Source organism: Halalkalibacter oceani (assembly GCF_023715605.1).
GTDB classification, from domain to species: domain Bacteria; phylum Bacillota; class Bacilli; order Bacillales; family Bacillaceae_D; genus Halalkalibacter; species Halalkalibacter oceani.
Genome location: NZ_JAMBOL010000001.1, coordinates 120,415 through 141,680 on the forward strand (window position 1 = coordinate 120,415; position 21,266 = coordinate 141,680).

The 21,266-nt window shown below is 48.7% G+C and carries 19 protein-coding genes; 16 read left to right on the forward strand and 3 right to left on the reverse strand.

The genetic code is table 11. The features are described 5' to 3' along the window. Positions 1-140: 140 nt before the first annotated feature. Together nfsA and M3202_RS00600 are read left to right on the forward strand one after the other, a co-directional pair. Positions 141-881: an oxygen-insensitive NADPH nitroreductase gene (nfsA, locus tag M3202_RS00595; protein WP_251221444.1), complete on the forward strand. Its 741-nt coding sequence runs from the start codon at positions 141-143 to the stop codon at positions 879-881. 395 nt (positions 882-1,276) lie between these two features. Beyond that, on the forward strand, positions 1,277-2,464 hold the full coding sequence (locus tag M3202_RS00600) for a pyridoxal phosphate-dependent aminotransferase (protein ID WP_251221445.1): 1,188 nt from the start codon (positions 1,277-1,279) through the stop codon (positions 2,462-2,464). A 139-nt stretch (positions 2,465-2,603) separates the two neighbouring features. Here the strand turns inward: M3202_RS00600 and M3202_RS00605 are convergent, their stop codons facing one another. Continuing rightward, positions 2,604-3,701 (reverse strand): polysaccharide deacetylase family protein, encoded by a 1,098-nt coding sequence (locus M3202_RS00605; protein WP_251221446.1) that lies wholly within the window; start codon positions 3,699-3,701, stop codon positions 2,604-2,606. Between the two features lie 206 nt (positions 3,702-3,907). Between M3202_RS00605 and M3202_RS00610 the strand changes: the two genes are divergently transcribed. The 14 genes from M3202_RS00610 to M3202_RS00675 all read left to right on the forward strand — a co-directional run bounded on the left by M3202_RS00610 (position 3,908) and on the right by M3202_RS00675 (position 17,402). Further along, positions 3,908-5,119 (forward strand): CaiB/BaiF CoA transferase family protein, encoded by a 1,212-nt coding sequence (locus M3202_RS00610; protein WP_251221447.1) that lies wholly within the window; start codon positions 3,908-3,910, stop codon positions 5,117-5,119. Further along, positions 5,119-5,904 (forward strand): enoyl-CoA hydratase-related protein, encoded by a 786-nt coding sequence (locus tag M3202_RS00615; RefSeq protein WP_251221448.1) that lies wholly within the window; start codon positions 5,119-5,121, stop codon positions 5,902-5,904. Before M3202_RS00610 ends, M3202_RS00615 begins: the two co-directional genes overlap by 1 nt. A gap of 13 nt (positions 5,905-5,917) precedes the next feature. Beyond that, positions 5,918-6,337, forward strand: coding sequence for a PaaI family thioesterase (locus tag M3202_RS00620; protein ID WP_251221449.1), 420 nt, complete (start codon positions 5,918-5,920; stop codon positions 6,335-6,337). Between the two features lie 164 nt (positions 6,338-6,501). Then, positions 6,502-7,521, forward strand: a complete 1,020-nt coding sequence (locus M3202_RS00625; protein WP_251221450.1) for a tripartite tricarboxylate transporter substrate binding protein — start codon at positions 6,502-6,504, stop codon at positions 7,519-7,521. Positions 7,522-7,601: 80 nt separating this feature from the next. Next, positions 7,602-8,048, forward strand: a complete 447-nt coding sequence (locus tag M3202_RS00630; RefSeq protein WP_251194878.1) for a tripartite tricarboxylate transporter TctB family protein — start codon at positions 7,602-7,604, stop codon at positions 8,046-8,048. A 21-nt stretch (positions 8,049-8,069) separates the two neighbouring features. Continuing rightward, entirely contained in the window at positions 8,070-9,584 is a 1,515-nt protein-coding gene (locus tag M3202_RS00635; protein WP_251221451.1) for a tripartite tricarboxylate transporter permease, read from the forward strand. A 111-nt stretch (positions 9,585-9,695) separates the two neighbouring features. Further along, the gene (locus tag M3202_RS00640; RefSeq protein ID WP_251221452.1) at positions 9,696-10,379 is read left to right on the forward strand and encodes a GntR family transcriptional regulator; all 684 of its coding nucleotides are present in this window, start codon (positions 9,696-9,698) and stop codon (positions 10,377-10,379) included. A gap of 90 nt (positions 10,380-10,469) precedes the next feature. Beyond that, the gene (locus M3202_RS00645) at positions 10,470-11,897 is read left to right on the forward strand and encodes an SLC13 family permease (RefSeq protein ID WP_251221453.1); all 1,428 of its coding nucleotides are present in this window, start codon (positions 10,470-10,472) and stop codon (positions 11,895-11,897) included. A 76-nt stretch (positions 11,898-11,973) separates the two neighbouring features. Next, a complete protein-coding gene (locus M3202_RS00650; RefSeq protein WP_251221454.1) occupies positions 11,974-13,032 on the forward strand; it encodes an Ldh family oxidoreductase in 1,059 nt (352 codons plus the stop codon). A 5-nt stretch (positions 13,033-13,037) separates the two neighbouring features. After that, the gene (locus M3202_RS00655) at positions 13,038-13,994 is read left to right on the forward strand and encodes an NAD(P)-dependent oxidoreductase (protein WP_251221455.1); all 957 of its coding nucleotides are present in this window, start codon (positions 13,038-13,040) and stop codon (positions 13,992-13,994) included. 25 nt (positions 13,995-14,019) lie between these two features. Beyond that, on the forward strand, positions 14,020-14,883 hold the full coding sequence (locus M3202_RS00660; protein ID WP_251221456.1) for a fumarylacetoacetate hydrolase family protein: 864 nt from the start codon (positions 14,020-14,022) through the stop codon (positions 14,881-14,883). A 15-nt stretch (positions 14,884-14,898) separates the two neighbouring features. After that, entirely contained in the window at positions 14,899-15,690 is a 792-nt protein-coding gene (locus M3202_RS00665) for an SDR family oxidoreductase (RefSeq protein ID WP_251221457.1), read from the forward strand. Between the two features lie 335 nt (positions 15,691-16,025). Then, complete coding sequence (locus tag M3202_RS00670) at positions 16,026-16,643, forward strand: fumarylacetoacetate hydrolase family protein (protein ID WP_251221458.1); 618 nt, start codon at positions 16,026-16,028, stop codon at positions 16,641-16,643. A gap of 24 nt (positions 16,644-16,667) precedes the next feature. After that, on the forward strand, positions 16,668-17,402 hold the full coding sequence (locus tag M3202_RS00675) for a glycerophosphodiester phosphodiesterase family protein (protein ID WP_251221459.1): 735 nt from the start codon (positions 16,668-16,670) through the stop codon (positions 17,400-17,402). Here the strand turns inward: M3202_RS00675 and M3202_RS00680 are convergent. Beyond that, on the reverse strand, positions 17,399-19,828 hold the full coding sequence (locus tag M3202_RS00680; protein ID WP_251221460.1) for a glycogen/starch/alpha-glucan phosphorylase: 2,430 nt from the start codon (positions 19,826-19,828) through the stop codon (positions 17,399-17,401). The genes M3202_RS00675 and M3202_RS00680 overlap by 4 nt on opposite strands. After that, positions 19,812-21,257 (reverse strand): glycogen synthase, encoded by a 1,446-nt coding sequence (locus tag M3202_RS00685; RefSeq protein WP_251221461.1) that lies wholly within the window; start codon positions 21,255-21,257, stop codon positions 19,812-19,814. Before M3202_RS00685 ends, M3202_RS00680 begins: the two co-directional genes overlap by 17 nt. Positions 21,258-21,266: the final 9 nt, after the last annotated feature.

Genomic DNA, 21,266 nt, shown 5'->3' on the forward strand with positions numbered 1-21,266 from the left:
AACAATTTATCAGCTGCCGTCCAGTTCAGGGAAAGGAATTTTGTCTAATCGGCTAAACAGATGGGCAGACATTTTGCTTTTGGTTACAGGCGATCTTGTGTACACTTAAGAATACAAACGTTACTGTAGGAGGAAATAATATGGAACATTCTGAAATGATTGATCTTATTCAAAGCCATCGTTCGATTCGGGCGTACACGGAGCAGGAGGTAAGCGAGTCGGCGATTGAGACAATTGTCACTTCAGGAAGGTGGGCGCCATCCTCGCATCATGTCCAGGCATACAGCATTATTGTCGTTCGCGACAAGGATAGAAAAAAGCAGCTTGCAGCCTATGCCGGCAACCAGAAGTATGTGGAGACGTGCCCGGTCTTTTTTGTCATTTGCGCGGATTATTATCGTCTGAAATATACAAGTGAAAAGTGTGGCCAGCCATTTGAAGCATCGGAGCTGGAGCAGGTGATCGTCGGCGCTGTTGATGCGGCTCTTGTGGCGGAGAATATGCTTTTGGCTGCCCGCTCGCTCGGAATGGGAGGCGTGATGATTGGCGGAATTCGCAACAATCAGGAGGCGGTTGCCAAGCTGCTTGATTTGCCTGAGTATACATTTCCTGTAATGGGACTTTGCGTCGGTTATCCAGCGCAGCAGCCCGAGCAGAAGCCGCGTCTGCCGGAGCGGGCTGTTGTTCATTATGAAAAATACGATACCTCGGTGATGGACGAGGCGCTTGCCAGCTATGACGAGATTACAGAGCGCTATTATCAGTCACGATCCGAAGGGAAGCGCCAGGACAAATGGTCGCAGCAAATGGCAAATTATTTCGCCAAACCGAATCGGCCGGAAGTGGAAGTATTTATTCGCAAACAAGGCTTCCTGAAATAGTCCGCAGCCTTGTATTGACAACATTCCTGCTTTCTACTAAGCTGGGCATAGGACTAATTTTATATGTAATCAACCGTGACTGAGAGATCAGGCATTGACGTTCGGTAACGCCTGGTAAGAGAGCTGCTTGCCAAATGATAAAGAGAAAGCAGCGGGATGGTGTCAAGCGCAGGCGGATGACACCATGTCGTTCCTGGCCAAGCTAAACGGCACATTCTGCCTCGTGCTGGAGGTCGTCGCCAAAAGGGTTCATTTCCCTTTTGGGGCGGCCTCTTTTTGAAAGATTTGCAGATGGAATCGGGGAAGGCCTCGGCTAGGTGTGTGACGTATGTCCAAGGTGCGGCGCTTGAACCGTTTTCGTAGGAGAAGTTAGTAGAGGATAGAGGGTGGAGAGAATGAAGCAATTTTCAAAAGCGGAAGCATTAAACCGTTTACCTGACCAATTTTTTTCAAAGCTGGTGCAAAAGGTAACAAAATTAAAGGCGGAGTATGATGATGTTATCAATCTCGGCCAGGGAAACCCGGACCAGCCTACGCCGGTGCATATTATTGAGAAGCTGAAAGAGGCGGCGGAAAATCCGCTTTATCATAAATATTCTCCGTTTGAAGGATATTTCTTTTTGAAGGAAGCCGTCGCGGCCTATTATAAGCGGGAATATGGCGTTGAGGTTGATCCGCATACCGAGGTTGCCGTATTGGCAGGAACGAAAACGGGACTTGTTGAAATCAGCCAATGTTTGCTCAATCAAGGTGATGTCGCGTTGCTTCCGGATCCGGGCTATCCCGATTATTTATCCGGTATCGCCTTAGCCGGCGCTGAGATTCATCCGATGCCGCTCGTAGCGGAGCACCGGTTTCTGCCGGACTTTTCCGCGATTCCGGCTGAAGTAATTGACAAAGCTAAGCTGATGTTTTTGAATTATCCCAATAATCCAACCGGAGCGGTCGCGACGCCGGCCTTGTTTGAGGAAGCGATTGAGCTGGCGAACAAGCATGACGTGTGCATCGTCCACGACTTTGCTTATGGGGCGATCGGATTTGATGGGAAGGCGCCGTTAAGCTTCCTGCAAATGGAAGGCGCAAAAGAAGTAGGCGTCGAAATGCTGACCCTGTCGAAAACGTATAATATGGCAGGATGGCGGGTTGGTTTCGCCGTTGGAAATCGAAGCGTCATCGAAGCGATTGAGCTTTTGCAGGATCATTATTATTGCAGCATCTTCGGCGGAATCCAGGAAGCGGCCGCTCACGCTTTACTAAGCGATCAATCAGGCGTCACTGAGCTTGTCGCGATGTATGAACGCCGCAGGGATGTTTTGGTCAAGGCAGCGCATGACATGGGCTGGGAGGTTACCGCCCCAAAAGGCTCTTTCTTTGCCTGGTTCCCGGTGCCAAACGGCTATACGTCGGAAGAGTTTGCCGATAAAGTTTTGGAGGAGGCACGGGTCGTGATCGCCCCGGGAAGAGGGTTTGGCGAGCATGGCGAGGGATATATCAGAATCGGCCTCCTATGCGATGAGGACGTCCTCCAGGAAGCGATGGACCGAATTAAAAAGCTTCAGCTTTTTCCTCAGCCGGCTTCATGATAGAGGAACAGGAAGCCCCGCTTGCCGGACATACATTCGGAAAGCGGGGCTTTTAATGCTTGACAGTGCGGCAGAGGATAAACAGCCATGTTAGCTCCGCTGCCATGTCGCTCTCTCCGATCGATCAACTTTCCTTCACTTACTCCAGGCTGTCCGCCTCCAATAAAGTTTGTACCGTCACAAAGGTATAGCCTTCCTCTCTTAATTCATCAATGATTTTAGGCAGCGCCTCGATCGTGCCATCCAATACATGCTCCTTGCTTCCGAAACTGTGCTGCAGGATGATGCCGCCTTTAGAAATATTTTCGTGAACGATCAGGAGGATGTCATCCGCTGTTAACCCGCTCCAATCGAGCGTATCCACAGACCACAAAATATTTCGCAGACCGATTTCGTGTAATAAGGCCATATCCGCTTTCGTTATCGAACCGTAGGGAGGGCGGAATAAATCCGGCTGTCTCCCCACTGCTGCCTCCATCGCTAATTGGGTTTCTTTGATTTCTTCCCTTACCTTTTCAGTCCAGAGCGTTTCAAGATTCGGATGCTGCCACGTATGGTTCCCGAGTCCATGTCCTTCCTGAACAATCCGCCTGACCATATCCTGATGAGTTTGTATTTCTTTGCCTACGAGAAAAAAGGTGGCGACCGCCTTTTTTTCTTTCAAAATATCGAGTATTTGCGGCGTGTAAATATTGTCAGGGCCATCATCAAATGTTAAGGCGACAAGCTTTTCTTCCGTGTTCACTTTCCCGATTGAATGGAAGGGAGCGGGGATATTTGTCGTGATAAACGTTTTCGCTTTAACTGAATCATAATGGACTACCATCGCCAGGTTACGCGCCACTTCTTCCAGTGGGACAAATATTTCTTCGTTAAAAAAAAGAGCATGCTTTCCATGATCGGTCATGCGTAAGAAGCCGAGCGCGCGATCAAAGATATTTGAACGCGGTTTGCCGGCCGGAACTGTAATTGCTTTTTCTTTCGCTCTAAAGAGAACCGCTTGTTCATGTTCCAGCCAATCAACATAAGTACCCGTATGCTTGAAAAATAAGGCCGGGACGTACATATGACCTTCATGGCTTATGTAATTTGTCGTCACAGCCTTATTGTCAACATAAACCGTCGTTTCCTGGATTGTCGAGGGAAAATCAGGATGCTCCGCTTGGACTGGAATGGTAGTAAACAGCCCGATACTGACGACAAAGGTCAAAAAGGAGAGCTTTTTGGAAATCATCATCACATCCTCCTTTCTATACAGTATTATATCTTTTCCAACTGGTTGATTTTTACTCTTGCCCGAGGATAAGACAAAACTAGCTAGCATGGAAGGACAAAGACAACACACTATTCTTTTATTTATGATTTTTCGGAATATTTGTTGACATCGCCCAATTTAACGAGTATATTGTATATTGTACACAATATACGAGAGGGAGGGGTATCATGCTACCTTTAGATGGTGTGAAAATCCTGGACTTAACACAATTTCTCGCCGGGCCTTATTGTACGATGGTTCTTTCCGATATGGGGGCGGAAGTTACAAAAATTGAACGCTTCCCGGGAGGAGATGATTCACGGAGACTGGGCCCGTTTATAAATGACGAAGGCTATTGCTTTGCAATGGCAAACCGTAATAAGAAAAGTCTCGCTCTTGATTTGAAATCGGAAAAAGGAGTGGAGATTTTTCATAAGCTCGCCGCCGAGGCTGATATTATTATTGAAAATTTCCGCCCGGGCGTCACAAAGAAGCTGAATATCGACTATGAAACAATTAAAGAAGTCAAGCCTGATATTATTTATTGCTCCATTTCAGGCTTCGGCCAAACTGGACCGTACAGTCAAAAGGGCGGCTTTGATATCATTGCTCAAGGTGTGACCGGCTTTATGAGAATGACTGGTGAACCTGGCGGGCGACCGGCCAAAGTCGGGATTGCGATTAACGACATCGCTGCCGGAGCGTCGGCTATCTATGGTATTCTCGGAGCCTATATTCATCGGCAAAACACAGGCGAGGGACAATATCTTGAAACGTCATTGGTCGATGCAGGATTAGCGTGGACGATTTGGGAATCGGCTGCCTATTTCGGGAAAGGCGAAGTACCGGAGGCAACGGGAACAAGACATAGACGATCCACGCCGTACCAATCGTATCGCACACAGGACGGCTATGTAACGGTCGGGGCTGGAAGCCAGCGTTTATGGGAGAAGTTTTGTCAGCACGTCGTTGAAAAGCCGGAATGGATCACGGCGGAAAAATACATTGACTTGCAAAAGCGGATGGATAACATTGATGAGCTGGAACAAGACATTGAAGCGATTTTGCAGGAGCACCCAACCGCTTATTGGGTTGAAAAATTAGATGCGGCAGGTGTGCCGGCAGGGCCTGTGTACACCTATGATCAGACGCTCAATGATCCTCATATTAAGGCGCGAGAGATGATTGTCGAGATGGAGCATCCGAAGCTCGGCCAGATTAAAACAATCGGCGTTCCGGTGAAATATTCGAAAACGCCGCTGCAAATTCGTTCGGCTGCGCCGTGGTTAGGTCAGAACACAGCAGAAAAGCTGCGAGAAATCGGCATGGATGAAGCGGAAATTGCCAAATTGTATGAAGAAGAGGTTATTTATAATAAATATAGAGAGGAAGAGGTGTAATGGAAAAAAAGGATCTTGTTTTAGAAAAGCAGGGTGAAATTGCTACGATTATTTTCAATCGTCCCGAAAAAAGGAATGCGCTTACGCACGAAATGTGGAAGGAAATTCCTTCACTCGTCGAAGATGTGGAAAATGATAAGAACATTAAAGTACTTATTTTGCGAGGGGCAGATGAAACAAGCTTTGCTGCCGGAGCAGATATAAGCGAATTTAAGACGCTGCGGGCTGATGCGGAAGGGGCGAAGATTTACAACGCCGCTACTCATAAAGCGGAGCGCGCCCTAGCCACGATGACAAAGCCGAGCATCGCGATGGTTCAATCGTTTTGTATCGGCGGGGGACTGGAAATTGCGCTTGCCTGCGATTTCCGTTTCACGGATACGAATGGAAAGTTTGGAATTACTCCAGCGAAGCTTGGCCTTGTGTACGGCTTAACGGCAACAAAGCAACTCGTTGATCTCGTTGGTCCGTCCACGGCAAAATATATTTTATTCTCCGGACAAATTCTTGATGTTGAGCACGCGCTGCGCGTCGGGCTCGTTGATGTTGTTTATGAGCCGGAGGAAATCGTCGAAAAAACGTATGAGTTTGCCCAAGGACTTTGTGAAAAGGCGCAGTTCACCGTTCGCAGCATGAAAGAGATTATTTCATTGATCACTTCCGGTCAAACCGAGGAAAGTGAGAGAACAGAGTACTTACGAACGATCTCGTTTGATACGGATGATTATAAAGAGGGGGTGCAAGCGTTCCTTGAGAAGAGAAAGCCAAAATTCACGTACTCTTAAGGACTGAAGAAATATGAATGAAAAAGCGGCAAGAGAAAGCTTTGAACGCGCACTTCAGGAACATAAGCCGGAATTTGAACAATTTTTCTTAGCTAAGCTTTTTGGATTATCGTTTTCATATGGGGAGGATACATGCACAATCGAGCTGGAAAGCAAAGATTTTATGTTTAATCCCCAAGGTACGTTGCATGGTGGTGTCATTTCATTTATTCTGGATGTTTCGATGGGACATTTATGTAAGCGGTTTCTTGGGGCGGCTATCACCTTGGAACTTAAAACGCAATTTCTCCGTCCGGTTCGCACAGGAACGATTTCGTGTACGTCTTCGTTTTCGAAGAAGGGAAACAACGTCATTTTCTTAGAATCAAAGCTATACAATGAAGAGGGAAAACTGGCTGCTGTTGCGACATCGACCTGGTATAACATCGAGTAAATCCCAAAAGGCGAGGACCTTTTGGGATCAACTGAAAAGTAGTCAATCTCTATCTAATTCTGAAACAAAGTAAGAACCTTGCCAATCTGTTAAGAAAAATCGCTACGAGGTTTTCTTAAAATAATAAAAGTAAATGAAAGCGTTTACTTAAGGGGGATTTATTGATGAAGAGATTTTTATTACTTGTCCTGATGTTAGTCGTAATGGGAATGATCGCAGCGTGTGGTTCTGATGAAACGAGTCAAGAAGGAGGCGGAGCTGCTGAAGGAGCGGGAGCGGAAGGAGAAGCTGAATTTGAACCGTCCGGCCCTCTTGATTGGACGATTGCTTTTGGACCGGGAGGCGGAAATGATGTCATGGCAAGAAGCATGATTAAGATCATTGAACAGTATGAGCTTTATCCGGAATCAATCGTTCCTGAAAATCGTGAAGGGGGAAGCGGAGCAGTCGGCTGGGGTTATTTAATGGGCAAAGCAGGCTCAGACAGCGATATTTCGACAACGAGCGGAAGCTTTATTACGACTCCATTGCAATCTGATCCAGGCTGGACGTATGAAGACTTCACCCATGTCGCTTTAATGGCAACGGATGACATGTTCCTCGTCGTGCCGGGAGATTCAGAATTTGAGACGTTGGAAGACTTTATTGAACATGCGAAAGCCAACCGGTTGAATTTCGGCGGGATCGGTGTTGCCAACGTGGACAGAATGATTGTCGCCACTTTTGCGGAGGAAGCAGGAGTCGAAAATTATGAATATATTCCATATGATGACACCGGCTTACAGCTGGCGGATATGTTGGCAGGGACGTTGGATGCTGTCGTATCGAATCCTGGAGACGTGCTCGGACAGCTTGAAGCAGGAGAATTGAAAGCGCTCGCATTTTCAGGGCAGGAAAGATTGCCCGGCCAGTTTGAGGAAATCCCGACCTTTATTGAATCAGGCTTAGATGTCAACATTTCGATGCCACGCGGGGTCATTCTGCCGCCGGATGTGCCGGATGAGGTGCGTGAGTATTGGATTGATACGATGAAGCAGATTGCCGAAACGCCGGAATGGAAAGAGTATATCGAGAAAAATCACTTATCTGAATACATTTTGTATGGCGATGACTTTTCGAATTATTTGGAGGAGACGGTAAGCACATTTGAAGAGATTTTGACTGAACTCGGTGTCATTGGCTAGCTGGATAATGATAGATAGGTAGACAAGAAAGGGTGACTCATGCACCTGAGAGTCCCCCTTTCACTTTAAGGAGGAGCGAAATGAGAGTTATATTCTCAGGAATATTGCTTGCCACATCTATTTTCTTCACCGTGTACGGCACAAGATATGAATACGTCACCAGCTCGGGACAGGTGGGGGCGGGGTTTTTCCCATTATGGCTTGGTGGTCTGTTAATTGTCTTTACAGCTATTACCTTTGCGAAAGATCTTAAGCTTCATCTGCAGAATAAGCCATCCTTTGCCATCACGGAAAATGTAAGAACGATGATCATTATGATTGTGTTAACGATTCTCTTTATTGGAACTTTGCAAATTATAGGGGCCGTAATCGGAATGATTCTTTATACGTTTGCCGTCTTGTTTGTCCTTAACCGTCAAAGAATGGTCGTAAATACGTTGATTTCCATCTTAGTGCCTTTAGGAACCTACTATTTGCTGGATGTCTGGCTGAATGCCGGCTTTCCAGAAGGAATATTCGGCTTCTAACGGAGAAGGGAGGAGAAAATAGTGGAAATACTTTCAGATCTTTGGTTAGGACTTTCGGTGGCAATCACCCCTATTAATATATTATTTTTAATGATCGGCGCTTTTGTTGGTATGGTCGTCGGCTTAATTCCCGGATTTGGCCCGACAGCGGGAATCGCAATTTTACTGTCGCTGACCTTCTCGCTTGAGCCGGTTACAGCCGTTATCATGCTCGCCGGAATTTATTACGGATCGATGTACGGGGGAACAATCACTTCGATCATGATTAACACTCCCGGTGAGTCGGCGACGGTTGCCAGTACATTTGACGGCTATCCGCTGGCGAGAAACGGCCGCGTCGGTCCGGCTCTGGTGATGCAGGCGGTCGCTTCCTTTGTAGGGGGAACGATCGGCGTTCTGCTTATCACTTTATTTGCTCCTTATTTTGCGATGGCCGCGGGAGCGTTCGGCTCACCTGAGTATTTTCTCGTGATGGTCGGCGGGTTGCTGACATTGGTCATGATTATGGGAGATAACAAAATTAACGGCGTGATCTCGGCACTGATTGGTCTGGCGATCTCTGTCGTCGGTGTCGACGTCATCTCAGGAGCACAGCGCTTCACCTTTGGAGAGGCCGAATTAATTAACGGCATTTACTTTCTACCTGTAGCGATCGGGTTGTTCGGGATCGGGGAACTTTTTTATTCGCTTTATTCCGGTCAGCATAAGAAAGAAAAAGAAGAAATCATCCGTCTGGACGACAAAAAAAGCTTTTGGCCGAATGCACACGACTTTGTCGAAAGCAAGTTCACCCTGCTGCGGGGCTCGTTTCTCGGGTTTGTCGTCGGAATCCTGCCAGGAGCTGGAGCGACGATTGCATCTTTAATGTCCTATTCACTTGAAAAGCAAGTATCAAAAACGCCTGAAAAGTTCGGGAAAGGTCATATGCCTGGTCTTGTCGCTCCTGAATCGGCGAATAACGCGGCTTCTTCCGGAGCGATGATTCCGCTGCTGACGCTCGGGATCCCGGGTTCGGGAGCGACGGCCGTTTTACTCGGAGCCTTTCTGATGTGGGGGCTGCAGCCGGGGCCGCTTTTAATGGAACAGGAGCCTGAGTTTGCCTGGGGGCTAATTGCAAGTATGTATTTAGGGAATATCATTTTAATTGCGATTAATATTTTCGCGATTCCGGTCTTTGTGAAAATAATGGAGGTTCCTTATAAATTACTCGTGCCGGTGATTATGATTCTTTGTACGATTGGAACGTTCAGTTTACATGGCAGTATGATCGAAACATGGATTATGCTCGTCTTCGGTTTGATCGGCTTCTTCATGAGACTGTATGGGTTTTCCCCTGCTGCCCTCGTTTTGGCGCTGGTACTGGGGCCGATGGCTGAGCGGTCGCTCAGACAATCATTACTTGTTTCTGAAGGCTCATTCAACATCTTTGTTTCACGGCCAATTTCCCTTGCCCTGGTCATTTTTATTGCTGTACTGATTGCTTATCCGATTGCGAAATGGATTTACAGACGGATCAGGCGAAAAGGACTCAATTAGTTGCTAAGTAGGCTCTCTATATTTAAGGAAGTCGCTTAAACATGATATAATGAGACAATTAAAAAAGCTGTAGCGACAGGAATACAGAGAGGGACTGTGAGGTTGAAAGCGATGACGATAAAAGCGAAAACAATAACAGGTGCCGTGTATGAAAGAGTGAAGTCAGATATTTTATCAGGAAAGTATAAGCCGGGTCACCATCTATTGGAGAAAGAATTAAGCGAAGAGCTTGAAGTCAGCCGCACTCCGATTCGTGATGCCCTGATTCGCTTGCAGGAAGAAGGCTTGGTTGTTCTGAAACCTCATAAAGGGGTGTTTGTCCGGAAATTAACGCAGCGAAACATTCAGGATTATTACCAGACGAGAGCTGTTTTGGAAGGACTGGGGGCAGAGCTGGCCGCGGAGCATGTCACGGCGGATGCGGAAGAGCAGTTCCGGCAGTTGCTGAAAGAGATGAAGAAAACGCTTGCTGAGGATGTCGGTCCGCAAAGCGATGAGAATATTATTAAACTCAATGATCAATTTCATAATTTTATTTTTCAATTAGCTGGAAATGAAGTGCTCGATAAGATGAGGAGAACGCTGGCTCATCCGATCGCCTTAATCCGCGCGACTTCTTGGATCAATCATGATCGAAAGCAGGAGGTGTTTCGCGAGCACGAACAAATCATTGAAGCGATTATTGCCAAGGATAAGAAACTGGCGAGAGAACGGGCGGAAATGCATATCCATAAAGCCTGGAAATCAGCAGAATATAATCTTCATCAGCTTCCAGGCGATGAGGAGGGGAATTAATGTTCAATCGGTTGAAGGAAAGCACACCGTTTGTGCATAACATGGCTTGGATCGTCCGAATGAAAACAAGCAAGCTGAGAAGCAGCTTGTGTGATTGAAACGAAGCAGCAAATGAAACATGCGTTGAAGTCGTTTCGTCCCGATCTCGTCTTTTATCTTAGTAACAGTGTAAGCTGGTTATTGCTCTTTTTTCTACCGATCGAGCACGCGCTGATGTTTGTTGTGCTCGTCTTCGCCTTAAGTGGCTGGGCGCTCGGAACATGGCCGCAGCCCATTATTTCTCTCGGCATATTATTGTATTTGGAGCTTGTCGGCATTTCTGATTTTGCGCAAGGGCTGGAAGGGTACGCCCAGTCGTTTGTCTGGCTGCTCGTCTCGACGTTCATCATCGCATCGGCCTTTGAGTCGACAGGCTTGGGAAGACGGATTGCGCTTTCGATTTTTTCGATAGTCAAGGGAAACGCGACAGCGAGTATCGGACTTGTGATTTTGGCCTTGACCATCTTAAGCTTTCTCATCCCGACCGGAGCCGGAAGAATCGCGATGATTTTGCCGGTGTGCGTCGGACTGATTGAAGTTGTGCGAAAAAATGGCGACAATCCGGCCTACGCAAAAAGCGTGCTTCTCGGCGTGACGTTCACCTCGTCCTTCATGTCGTTCGCTTTGATCACCGGCTCCAGTTCATCTGTATATGCCGCTTCCACGATTCAGCTGATGACGGGTTTCGATTGGAACTATCTTTACTGGTTTATCGTCAATGTTCCGCTCGCGCTGACGATGCTGCTCGTTCTCTGGCTCGTCTTAATGTGGCGCTATCCAATCAAGCTCGATCATTGGAGCAAGGGCAGGGCTTATATTAAGGAGAAGCTTGGTGAAATGGGAAGCGTTACTATCAATGAGAAAAAGCTGCTGACGATTAGCCTCTTCATGCTGGCCGGCTGGATGACAGAGCCGTTCCATGGCTATTCCGTCGCGATGGTGGCGATGTTCAGCGCGGTGCTGAGCTGCTTGCCGCTTTTCGGCGTACAGCAATGGAAACAGGCAAGTTCAGCAATTAATTGGAACATTATTATTTTGTTCGGTGCGGCATACGCGCTAGCTGATGCGATGCAGACGAACGGAACAGCAGATTGGATTGCCCAAGGCTTGGTCGCCTATATCCCGCCGCAAAGCCCACTGCTCGCCGCGATTGTGATGCTCGTCCTTGTAACCGTTTTCCGGCTTGGGTTTGCGAATATGCTTGGCGTAACGGCAGTCTTTCTTCCGCTGACGATCAGCCTTGCCGAGGCTTTGGCGATCAATCCGGTTTGGCTGGCGCAAATCGTCATTATTACTTGCTCGTTTGGCTATTTTCTTCCGACGCAGAGTCCGGCGAATTTAATGACCTTCGCTTTAAACCGCTATTCAAAGGCAGATCTGTTTCAAGTCGGCATCGTCTTATTCATCGTGACGGTACCGATCATGTTTCTGTTTGCGTTTTTCTATTGGCCGCTTATCGGCTTGAGTCCGTACCGGTAAATAGAAGGAGTAGTCGGAATTTTTTAAATTAAATCTTATATATGGTGTTTTATCGACAAAAGGAGGGGGCAGCTTGATGACCCGGATAAAGGAAGCTGTACTGACAGAATGGATTGGTCAAATTTTAACAGGGAGCGGTCTGGATCAGGAGCAGGCTCAAATGATTTCCGAGCATCTTGTGCTGGCGAATTTACGCGGGGTTGATTCGCACGGAATCAGTAAGATCGACGTCTATTGCAAACGTCTGGAAAAAGGGATTGTCAACAAAAAACTGAATTTTCATATTACGAAGGAAACTCCCGTCAGTGCCCTGATCGATGGTGAAAACAGTATGGGGATTTCACTGGCGACGAAAGGGATTAAGCTTGCGGTTCAGAAAGCGAAGGAGGTCGGCGTCGGCATTGTCGGCATTTCGCATTCCAACCATGCCGGGATGCTGGCTGCTTATACGGATTACGCCGCGCAGCATGACTGCATTTCGATTGCGGTCACAAACGCGCCGTCGGTGATGGCGCCGTGGGGAGGAAGAACGCCTTTCTTTGGAACGAATCCGATTTCTTACAGCATTCCGACAGGCGGGGAGATGAACATCGTATTTGATATGGCAACGACCACTGTCGCAAAAGGAAAAATCGTCCTTGCCGAAAAGGAAAACAAGTCGATTCCGGTTGGATGGGCCATTTCCAAGGACGGCAGAGAAACAACCGATCCGAAAGAAGCGCTTGAAGGGCTGCTTCTTCCGGTCGGAGGGCCGAAAGGGTATGGTCTCTCCTTTTTAGTGGAAACGCTCTCTTCTTTATTTACAGGAGCGGCGTATGGACCGTATATCGGCAGTCTGTTCGATGATTTTGAGCATGAGCAGAATGTCGGCCAGTTTTTCTTTGTGATGAGAGCCGATCTTTTTCAGGAGTTGGATGTTTTTAAAGCGAGAGTCGATCAAATGGCGCAAGAAATCAAAGGAATTGAACGGATGCAGGGAGTGGACCGAATTTACTTGCCTGGTGAAATTGAATTTGAGCGGACGCGCGAGCTGAGACAAAACGGCATTCCGGTTTCCGCGCAAATGCTCGAGACATTGCAGGCGATCAGCGATCAGCTCGGCATTAAAACCGAGCAATTTAGTCCAGTGGGGTGAGCGGAATGAATATCGTCTATGTCGATCCGGTATCACCGGAATTAAAGCAGCTTTTGCTTGAGATGAAGCCGCCGGGGGCTGAGCTGTCATTTAGCGCCGAGCTTGACTCTGACCGCCGGGAAACTGCCTTTGCGCAAGCCGACTATCTCGTCGTGGCGACAGCGGAGATATCGGCGTCCTTACTGGAACGGACTCCCCGCCTGGTCCACATTCAAAAAACGGGCGTCGGAGTTGACAATATTGACCTGCAGGCGGCCAAGGAGCGCAACATTACGGTGGCCAATACACCCGGAGCCAATGCCAACGGGGTGGCAGAGCTGTCAATGCTGATGATTTTGGCGTTGTATCGCAGGCTGCTACTTTTAGACCGGGAAACGAAGCAAGGAGAGTGGCCGATGTGGAAGCATCGCCTTTCCTCTTATGAAGTAAGTGGGAAGGTTCACGGCTTGTTCGGCTTTGGAAGGATCGGTCAGGAAACAGCGCGACGCTCAAAAGCGTTCGGAACGACGATTATCTATTATGACGTTCAGCGCGCGAGCCGTGAGCAGGAGGAAGCGCTAGGGGCGGTCTATGTCGCAAAAGAGGAACTGCTCAGGCAGGCCGATATTATCAGCCTCCATCTTCCACTGTTGCCTGAAACGAGACATTTTCTTGACAAGGCCGAATTCGAGCTGATGAAGCATACGGCTGTACTCATCAATGTGTCGCGCGGCGGCACGGTAAATGAAGAAGCATTGGCGGCTGCGCTGCAGGCAGGGCAAATAAGCGGAGCCGGAATCGATGTATGGAGCAGTGAGCCGCCGGAACGTAATCATCCGCTTTTTGCATTGGATCAAGTGATTGCCACGCCCCATATTGGAGCTGGTACGAAAGATACGCTAAAGCGGGTTTTGGAAATTGCTTTCTCAAATATTGAGAAAATCGAAGCAGGAAATCAAGCTAGTAATCTTGTATCTATATAAGAGTCGAAAAAAGGAGATTGATATCATGCGTTTAGCGACAATTAAGCAGCACGGTGAAGAAAGAGCAGCGGTTGTACATGACGGAAGAGTTTACTCGGTGAAGGATATCAACAGCACTTTTCAGCATAGTTGGGCAGAGGATCTGTTCGGGCTGATTACGACAGCTGATATTAGCCGCCTTCAAGAGTGGTATGACTCAGAAGGAGCGGAGGTGCTCGCCAAGCTGGATGGGACCGCCCGCACGGAAGTGGAGTGTGGCCCGCTTTACCGCCATCCCCGCAAAATTTGGGGAATCGGGCTGAACTATGTAGAGCATGCTGCGGATTTAAGTGAAAAGGCGCCTAACACCGAACCGGCGAGCTTTATGAAACCGGACACAACGATTATTGGGGAAAAGGATACGATTTTGCTGCCGCCACAATCAAAGCGGACGACAGCCGAGGCGGAGCTTGGCGTGATCATCGGGAAAGAATGCAAGAATGTCGAGGAAGAGGATGCGATCCATTATGTCGCCGGCTACACGACGATTATTGATATGACAGCGGAAGACATTCTCGAGAAAAACCCGCGTTACTTAACGCGTTCGAAAAGCTTTGACACTTTTTTTAGCTTCGGTCCGGAATTGGTGACGCCTGATGAGGTTGACGATGTCATGAAGCTCGAAGTCTCGACGATGATTAACGGCTCGCTTCATCGGAAAAACGTCGTCTCAAACATGACGTTTACACCATGGAATCTCGTCTCCTTCCATTCGAAAGTGATGACGCTGCTGCCGGGCGACATCATTTCAACCGGGACGCCGGGTGCTGTCGTGATCCGTGACGGCGATGTTGTCAGCTGCGAGATCAATGGCTTTACGCCGCTTGTCAATCAAGTAAAAAACGCATAAAGGAGTCCTGATAAGATGGATTTACAGCTAAATAAGAAAACAGTCATCGTTACCGCTTCCAGTAAAGGTTTGGGGAAAGCGAGCGCGCTTGCTTTTGCGAAGGAAGGGGCGAATGTCCTTATCTCAAGCCGGAACGCGGAAGAATTAGAGCAGACGGTTCAGCAAATTAAAGCAGCAACAGGAAATGAATCAGTCCGTTATGCCGTTTGTGATATTACGGATGAAACATCGATTAAGAACCTCGTTCAGGAAGCGGTCGATTGGACTGGCCGGGTCGATGTGCTCATTAATAATGCCGGGGGACCTCCAGCCGGCGGCTTTGAAAAATTTTCCGATCAGGACTGGTACAAGGCGTTTGAACTGAATTTGCTAAGCTTTATTCGTCTGACGCGCGAGGTGCTGCCGCATATGAGAAAAGCAGGGGGAGGCCGGATCATTAATTTTGCCTCTTCTTCAATCAAGCAGACGCTCGACAATTTGATTCTTTCCAATACATTCCGCGCCGGAATTGTCGGCTGGGCGAAAAGCCTGTCTCAGGAGCTGGCTGCGGACAATATTTTAATCAATACGGTCGGTCCGGGAAGAATTGCCACAGACCGCGTTGCCGAGCTGGATCAAATCCGCGCCGACAAAGTAGGAAAAAGCTATGAGGAATTGCGCAAGCAAACCGAGCAATCGATTCCAATCGGGCGCTACGGCAATCCGGATGAATTTGCCAGTATCGTTGTCTTTCTCGGCTCTGGCGCCAATACGTATATCACTGGCCAATCTTTTCTCGTCGACGGCGGCTTAGTCAAAGCGTTGTAGGAGAGAAGGTGTCCCTGTCATGTGGGGGCGCCTTCTCTTAAAGCATGTGGGGAAAGTGGAACGGCAGCGCCCCTCCTTCAGGCGAAGTGGAACGAGATTCCGCTATCCCGCTATTATGATGCTTATTTGCGCAAAAACAGGAACGAGATTCCGCAATTAAGCCAGAACAAGCGGAATAGCCTCCTTGTAATCGCCAATAGCGGAAGGAGGTTCCTTTCATCTTGGAAAAAGGGTGCTGAAACGTCAATAGCGGAAAGAGGTTCCTAACCAAGGCACCAATCTCCCCCACGACTCATCAATTGTCCAGTTTTTCAAACAACAAAGGAGAGATGACGATGAACGTAGGAAACATTTATTGCATTGGTCGAAATTATGTGAAGCATGCGGAGGAACTCGGCAATGCGGTTCCAGAGGAGCCACTGTTGTTTTCAAAGCCGACGCATGCTCTTGTGCAGGCAGATGGCCGGGAGATTACCCTTCCGCAGGATAAAGGGGAGATCCATCACGAGCTTGAAATTGTGTTGCAGATGAAGCGAGAAGTGAAAGCTGGCGATCGCGTTGCTGACGTCGTCGGGGCAATCGCTTTAGGCGTTGATTTAACGCTGCGTGATGTCCAATCGGCGCTCAAGAAAAAGGGCCACCCGTGGCTGCGGGCGAAAGGCTTTAAGCAATCGGCCATCGTCGGCTCTTTTTGGGAATTTACGAGCGTGGAAGACTGCGAGCAGGTTGATTTCTCGTTTGTCAAAAATGGAGAAGTCGTGCAAAAAGGCAATATCAGTCATATGATCTTTGATTTTCAAACGATTATCGATGAATGCGCGGACTGCTTCGGACTAGGGGAAGGAGACCTGATTTATACAGGAACGCCTGAAGGAGTCGGGCCGCTGACATCGGGGGATACGTGCCAGCTTTTCTGGGGAGAAGAAGAAAAGGGTTCCTTCCGCGTACGATAATCCTTCATAAGGAGGCTGAAAAAGTTGGGAACATGTATGTTTGCGCACCGGGGATTATCAGCCCAGTATCCTGAAAATACGCTGGCCGCCTTTCAAGCCGCCGCGGATGCCGGGGCGGATGGGATTGAGCTTGATGTGCAGCTAAGCAAAGATCTCCAGGCTGTCGTCATTCATGATCACAGTCTGGAGCGGACGACGACAGGGACCGGCTTTGTGAAGGAGTATGAGCTGCAGCAGCTGAAGGAGTTTGATGCCGGCAGCTGGTTTGCGCCGCCATTTGCCAATGAAACGATTCCGGCTCTTGCTGATGTGCTTACTTGGGCAAAAGGCAATCAACTGCTGCTCAATATTGAACTGAAGGGACAAGTATGGGAGCGGAGTCAGCTTAAGGAAGCTGTTCTGCCGCTCGTTTTCGAGCATGAGCTGCAGGAGCGGGTCATCTTTTCTTCATTTGACCATCGGCTCATTTATGAGATTCAAAAGCAGGAGCCGCAGCTGGAGACGGCGATTCTCGTCGCGGCGGCTCTCCATGAACCGGAGCGCTATTTGCGGGACATCGGCGTGCGCGGCTATCATTTTCGCGTCCCTTTTCTGTTGCAGGAGGAAGCGGTACGCCTGCAGCAGCATGGCGTGCAGCTTCGTCCCTACACGGTCAATGATCCTTATTGGGTTGAAATGTTCGTGAAATGGGGCTGCGCCGGGCTGTTTACCGATGATCCGGTGATGGCTTTGCAGCTTCGAAAAAAATATGAAGGTTAACGGGAAGCAGGCGGGTGGATGTTCCAAATGTCTGCGGCATACTCCCGAATCGTCCGGTCGCTCGCGAAGGTGCCGGAGCGGCCGATATTGATAATGCTTTTTTCAAGCCATTTCTCCTGATTGCGGTATGTTGCGTCAACGCAGCGCTGGGCGTGAACGTAGCTGTCGAAATCCTTCAGGACGAAAAATTCGTCATTGTTGTAGAGCAGCGAGTAAAAGATATCTTTAAATTCGACATCATCGCTTGTAAAATGCTCATTGACAAACAGGTCGAGAATTTGTTGCAGGCGCCGGTCCTGATTATAATAATCACGCGCCCGGTAGCTTCCGTGCTGCTGCAGCGCAAAAACCTCATCGGAGGTCAGTCCGAAAGTGAAGATGTTCTCCTCGCCGACAAGCTGCTGGATCTCGACGTTGGCGCCATCCTCGGTGCCGATCGTCAAGGCGCCGTTCATCATCAGCTTCATATTGCCGGTTCCCGAGGCTTCCTTACTCGCGGTGGAAATTTGCTCGCTGATGTCAGCGGCGGGAATAATCCGTTCTGCCAGGCTCACCTGATAATTTTCTAAAAAGATGACCTTGAGCTTTTCTTTGACGAGTGGATGATGATTCACTTTATCAGCAACAGCGTTAATCAATTTGATGACGTGCTTGGCGAACGTATAGCCGGGAGCGGCCTTTGCGCCGAAAATAAAAGTCCGTGGCGTGAATTCCAATGCCGGGTTCTCCAGACAGCGCTGATAGAGATGGATAATATGAAAGACGTTTAACAGCTGGCGCTTATAGCCGTGCAGCCGCTTGATCTGGACATCGAAAATCGATTGTTCATTCACTGGAATGCGGGCATGCTGGTAAATATAGGCGGCCAGTTTTTTCTTGTTGTCATGCTTCACTTCAGCGATTGCTTCCTGGAAGCCTCTGTCGGACGAAAATGGAATAATGTCAGCGAGTCGATCAGCGTCCTTGATCCAGCTGTCGCCAATCGCTTCTGTCAACAGCCGGGCAAGGCCGGGGTTGCAATTCATCAGCCAGCGACGGTGGGTGATCCCATTTGTTTTGTTCGTAAAGCGTTCCGGGAAGATCGTATAGAACGACTTCATCACCCGTTCTTTTAAAATGCGTGTATGCAGCTCGGCGACCCCGTTGACGCTGAAGCTGCCAACAATCGCCAAGTGGGCCATATGGATTTGATCGTAGGAGATGATCGCCAATTCCGCTATTTTGTCCCGTAATTCAGGATAGTCATGCCAGAGCGATTGACAGAAGCGTTCATTGATTTCCTCGATAATTAAATAGATGCGCGGAAAAAGCATTTCGATCATGTCTTTTGGCCATGTTTCAAGCGCTTCATTCAACGTCGTATGATTTGTATAGGCGACTGTTTCGGTTGTGATGGCCCAGGCTTCGTCCCAGCCCAATCCTTCTTCATCAAGTAAGAGCCGCATCAGCTCCGGAACGACGAGGCTTGGATGGGTGTCATTGATTTGGAGGACGACATGCCGGGAAAGTTGTTCCATTGGCAGAGCTTTCTGCTTGCATTGCTGTAAGATGCTTTGCAGTCCGGCCGACACGAGAAAATATTGCTGCTTCAGCCGCAAAACCTTTCCCGCATAGGTGGAATCGTCGGGATAAAGGAATTCAGAAATTTTTTCGACGGAACGTTTATAGTCAAGATAATGATAATAGTCATGTCCCCTGCTTGAATGGAAGTGGAAGTGGTTGGCGGTCGATTCGGCGCTCCATAGGCGCAGCGTGTTGACGGTCTCATTTTGAAAACCGACAATTGGTACATCATAAGGAATCGCCAGCACGCGCTCATAATCATGATGATGGAATTGCAGTTTATGATGCTCAAAGGACGTTTCCACCGTTCCGCCAAAGCGGACTTCCACTGTCCGGTCACTTCGTTTCGTTTCCCACATGTATTCATCCTTGAGCCAGTAGTCAGGTAGTTCAACCTGATAGCCATCCACCACTTTTTGCTGAAACAGCCCATATTTGTAGCGAATTCCCATTCCATTTCCGGGTAGCTGAAGGGACGCAAGGGAGTCAAGGAAGCAGGCCGCGAGTCTGCCAAGCCCGCCGTTTCCCAGCCCGGCATCATGCTCCTCCATAAAGACGCGCTCCGGATCAAAGCCGAGAGAGCGGAGGGCTTGCTGATAGGTTTCGAGTTGTCCCATATTTAATAAATTGCTTTCGACTAACCGGCCTAACAGAAACTCCATCGAAAAATAATAAACCTGCTTGCTGTTTGTCTCGCGGTAAAGCTGCTTCGTTTTTTGCCAGTTGGCATGAATCGATTCCTTCATGACGAGGCAGACGACTTGAAACATGTCCTTCGTTGTTGCTTCTTTCAGCTGCTTTCCAAAGGTAAGTGTCAGTTTTTCCGTTAACTCCTGCTCCAGCTGTTCAGCCTGATTCTTCATCGTATGTGTCCGCCTCCTCCGAAAGTAGTTGATTGTACAATTGCTCATAAGCGCCAGCCGACTGATTCCAGCCTAAACGACTGTTGTACATCGTAAGCTGGAGCTGCCGCCATTTTTCCGGCCGGCCGTACTGGTGAATGGCATAGCGAATCGTGTGAAGAAAATCATCGGCCCGGTAATGAGTAAAGGAGAAGCCATTTCCTTCCCCGCTACATTCATTAAAAGGACGAATCGTATCCTTAAGTCCGCCGGTTTCTCTGACAATCGGCACCGTTTCGTAGCGGAGAGCAATTAACTGACTCAATCCGCACGGCTCAAACCTGGACGGCATTAACAGGAAGTCGGAGCCGGCATAAAGCCTGCGCGCCAATGATTCGTTAAATTCCCCGATAAAGCGGAAGGAATCAGGGTAGCGGGCGGCGACATTTTGTAAGGCGTTGGCCAGAAGCGGATCTCCTTCTCCAAGAATGACGAGCTGCATCGTTTCGGAGGAAAGCAGCTGATCGACGACCGCCAGCAAGAGCGGGATGCCTTTTTCCTCAACAAGCCGGCTGATCATCACGAAAAGTGGCGCTTCGGTCAGAACCGGCAGCCCCAGCTCCTGCTGAAGCCGGACTTTGTTCAGCTGCTTGCGGGCCGGCTGGCGGGTATACGTTTGGTACAGAGCCTGATCCCGACCCGGATGGTAGCTCTTTTCGTCAATGCCATTCAGAATGCCGCTTAGCATAGGCTGTCTCTGCGCCAGAATCGACTCCAAGCCTTCCCCGAACGGATGCTGCAAAATTTCCCTCGCGTAGCTTGGACTGACGGTCGTGATCCAGTCAGCGTAAAGCAAGGCGGTTTTCATGAAATTAATCGCTCCATTCATTTCGAGCTGCGATCGGTCGCTCTCTCTAAAATGAAGCAGCTCGTCAAAAACAGAAAGCGGGAACACGCCCTGATATTTTAAGTTATGAATGGTAAAGACGGTTTTCGGCAGCCGTCCGCTTCTGTGCTGGTGAAGATAGGCTGGAAGCAGCCCGGTTTGCCAATCGTGACAATGAAGGATGTCAATTGCAAGCTGGAGACGATCAAAGGCTTCCAGGCAGGCATGAGTAAAGAAGGCATAGCGCTCGGCGTCATCGTTTTCTCCGTAAAGGGCCGGGCGGTTGAAGTAGTATTCATTATCAATGAAATAATAGCTGATCTCTTCCTTTTGATAGAGATAGAGCCCGCCATACTGTTTTCGCCACTTTACCCGAACATCAAACGATTCCAGGAAGGTGGCATGTTCGGTAAGTTCAGCGGGGAGGGAGGCGTGCTTTGGCAAGAAAACGGAGAGCGTATGCCCGCGTTCGGCCAAAGCGGATGGAAGAGAGCCGATAACATCGGCGAGTCCCCCTGTTTTAAAAAAGGGGGTACATTCTGAAGCAACCATGACTATATTCATAGGCGGACT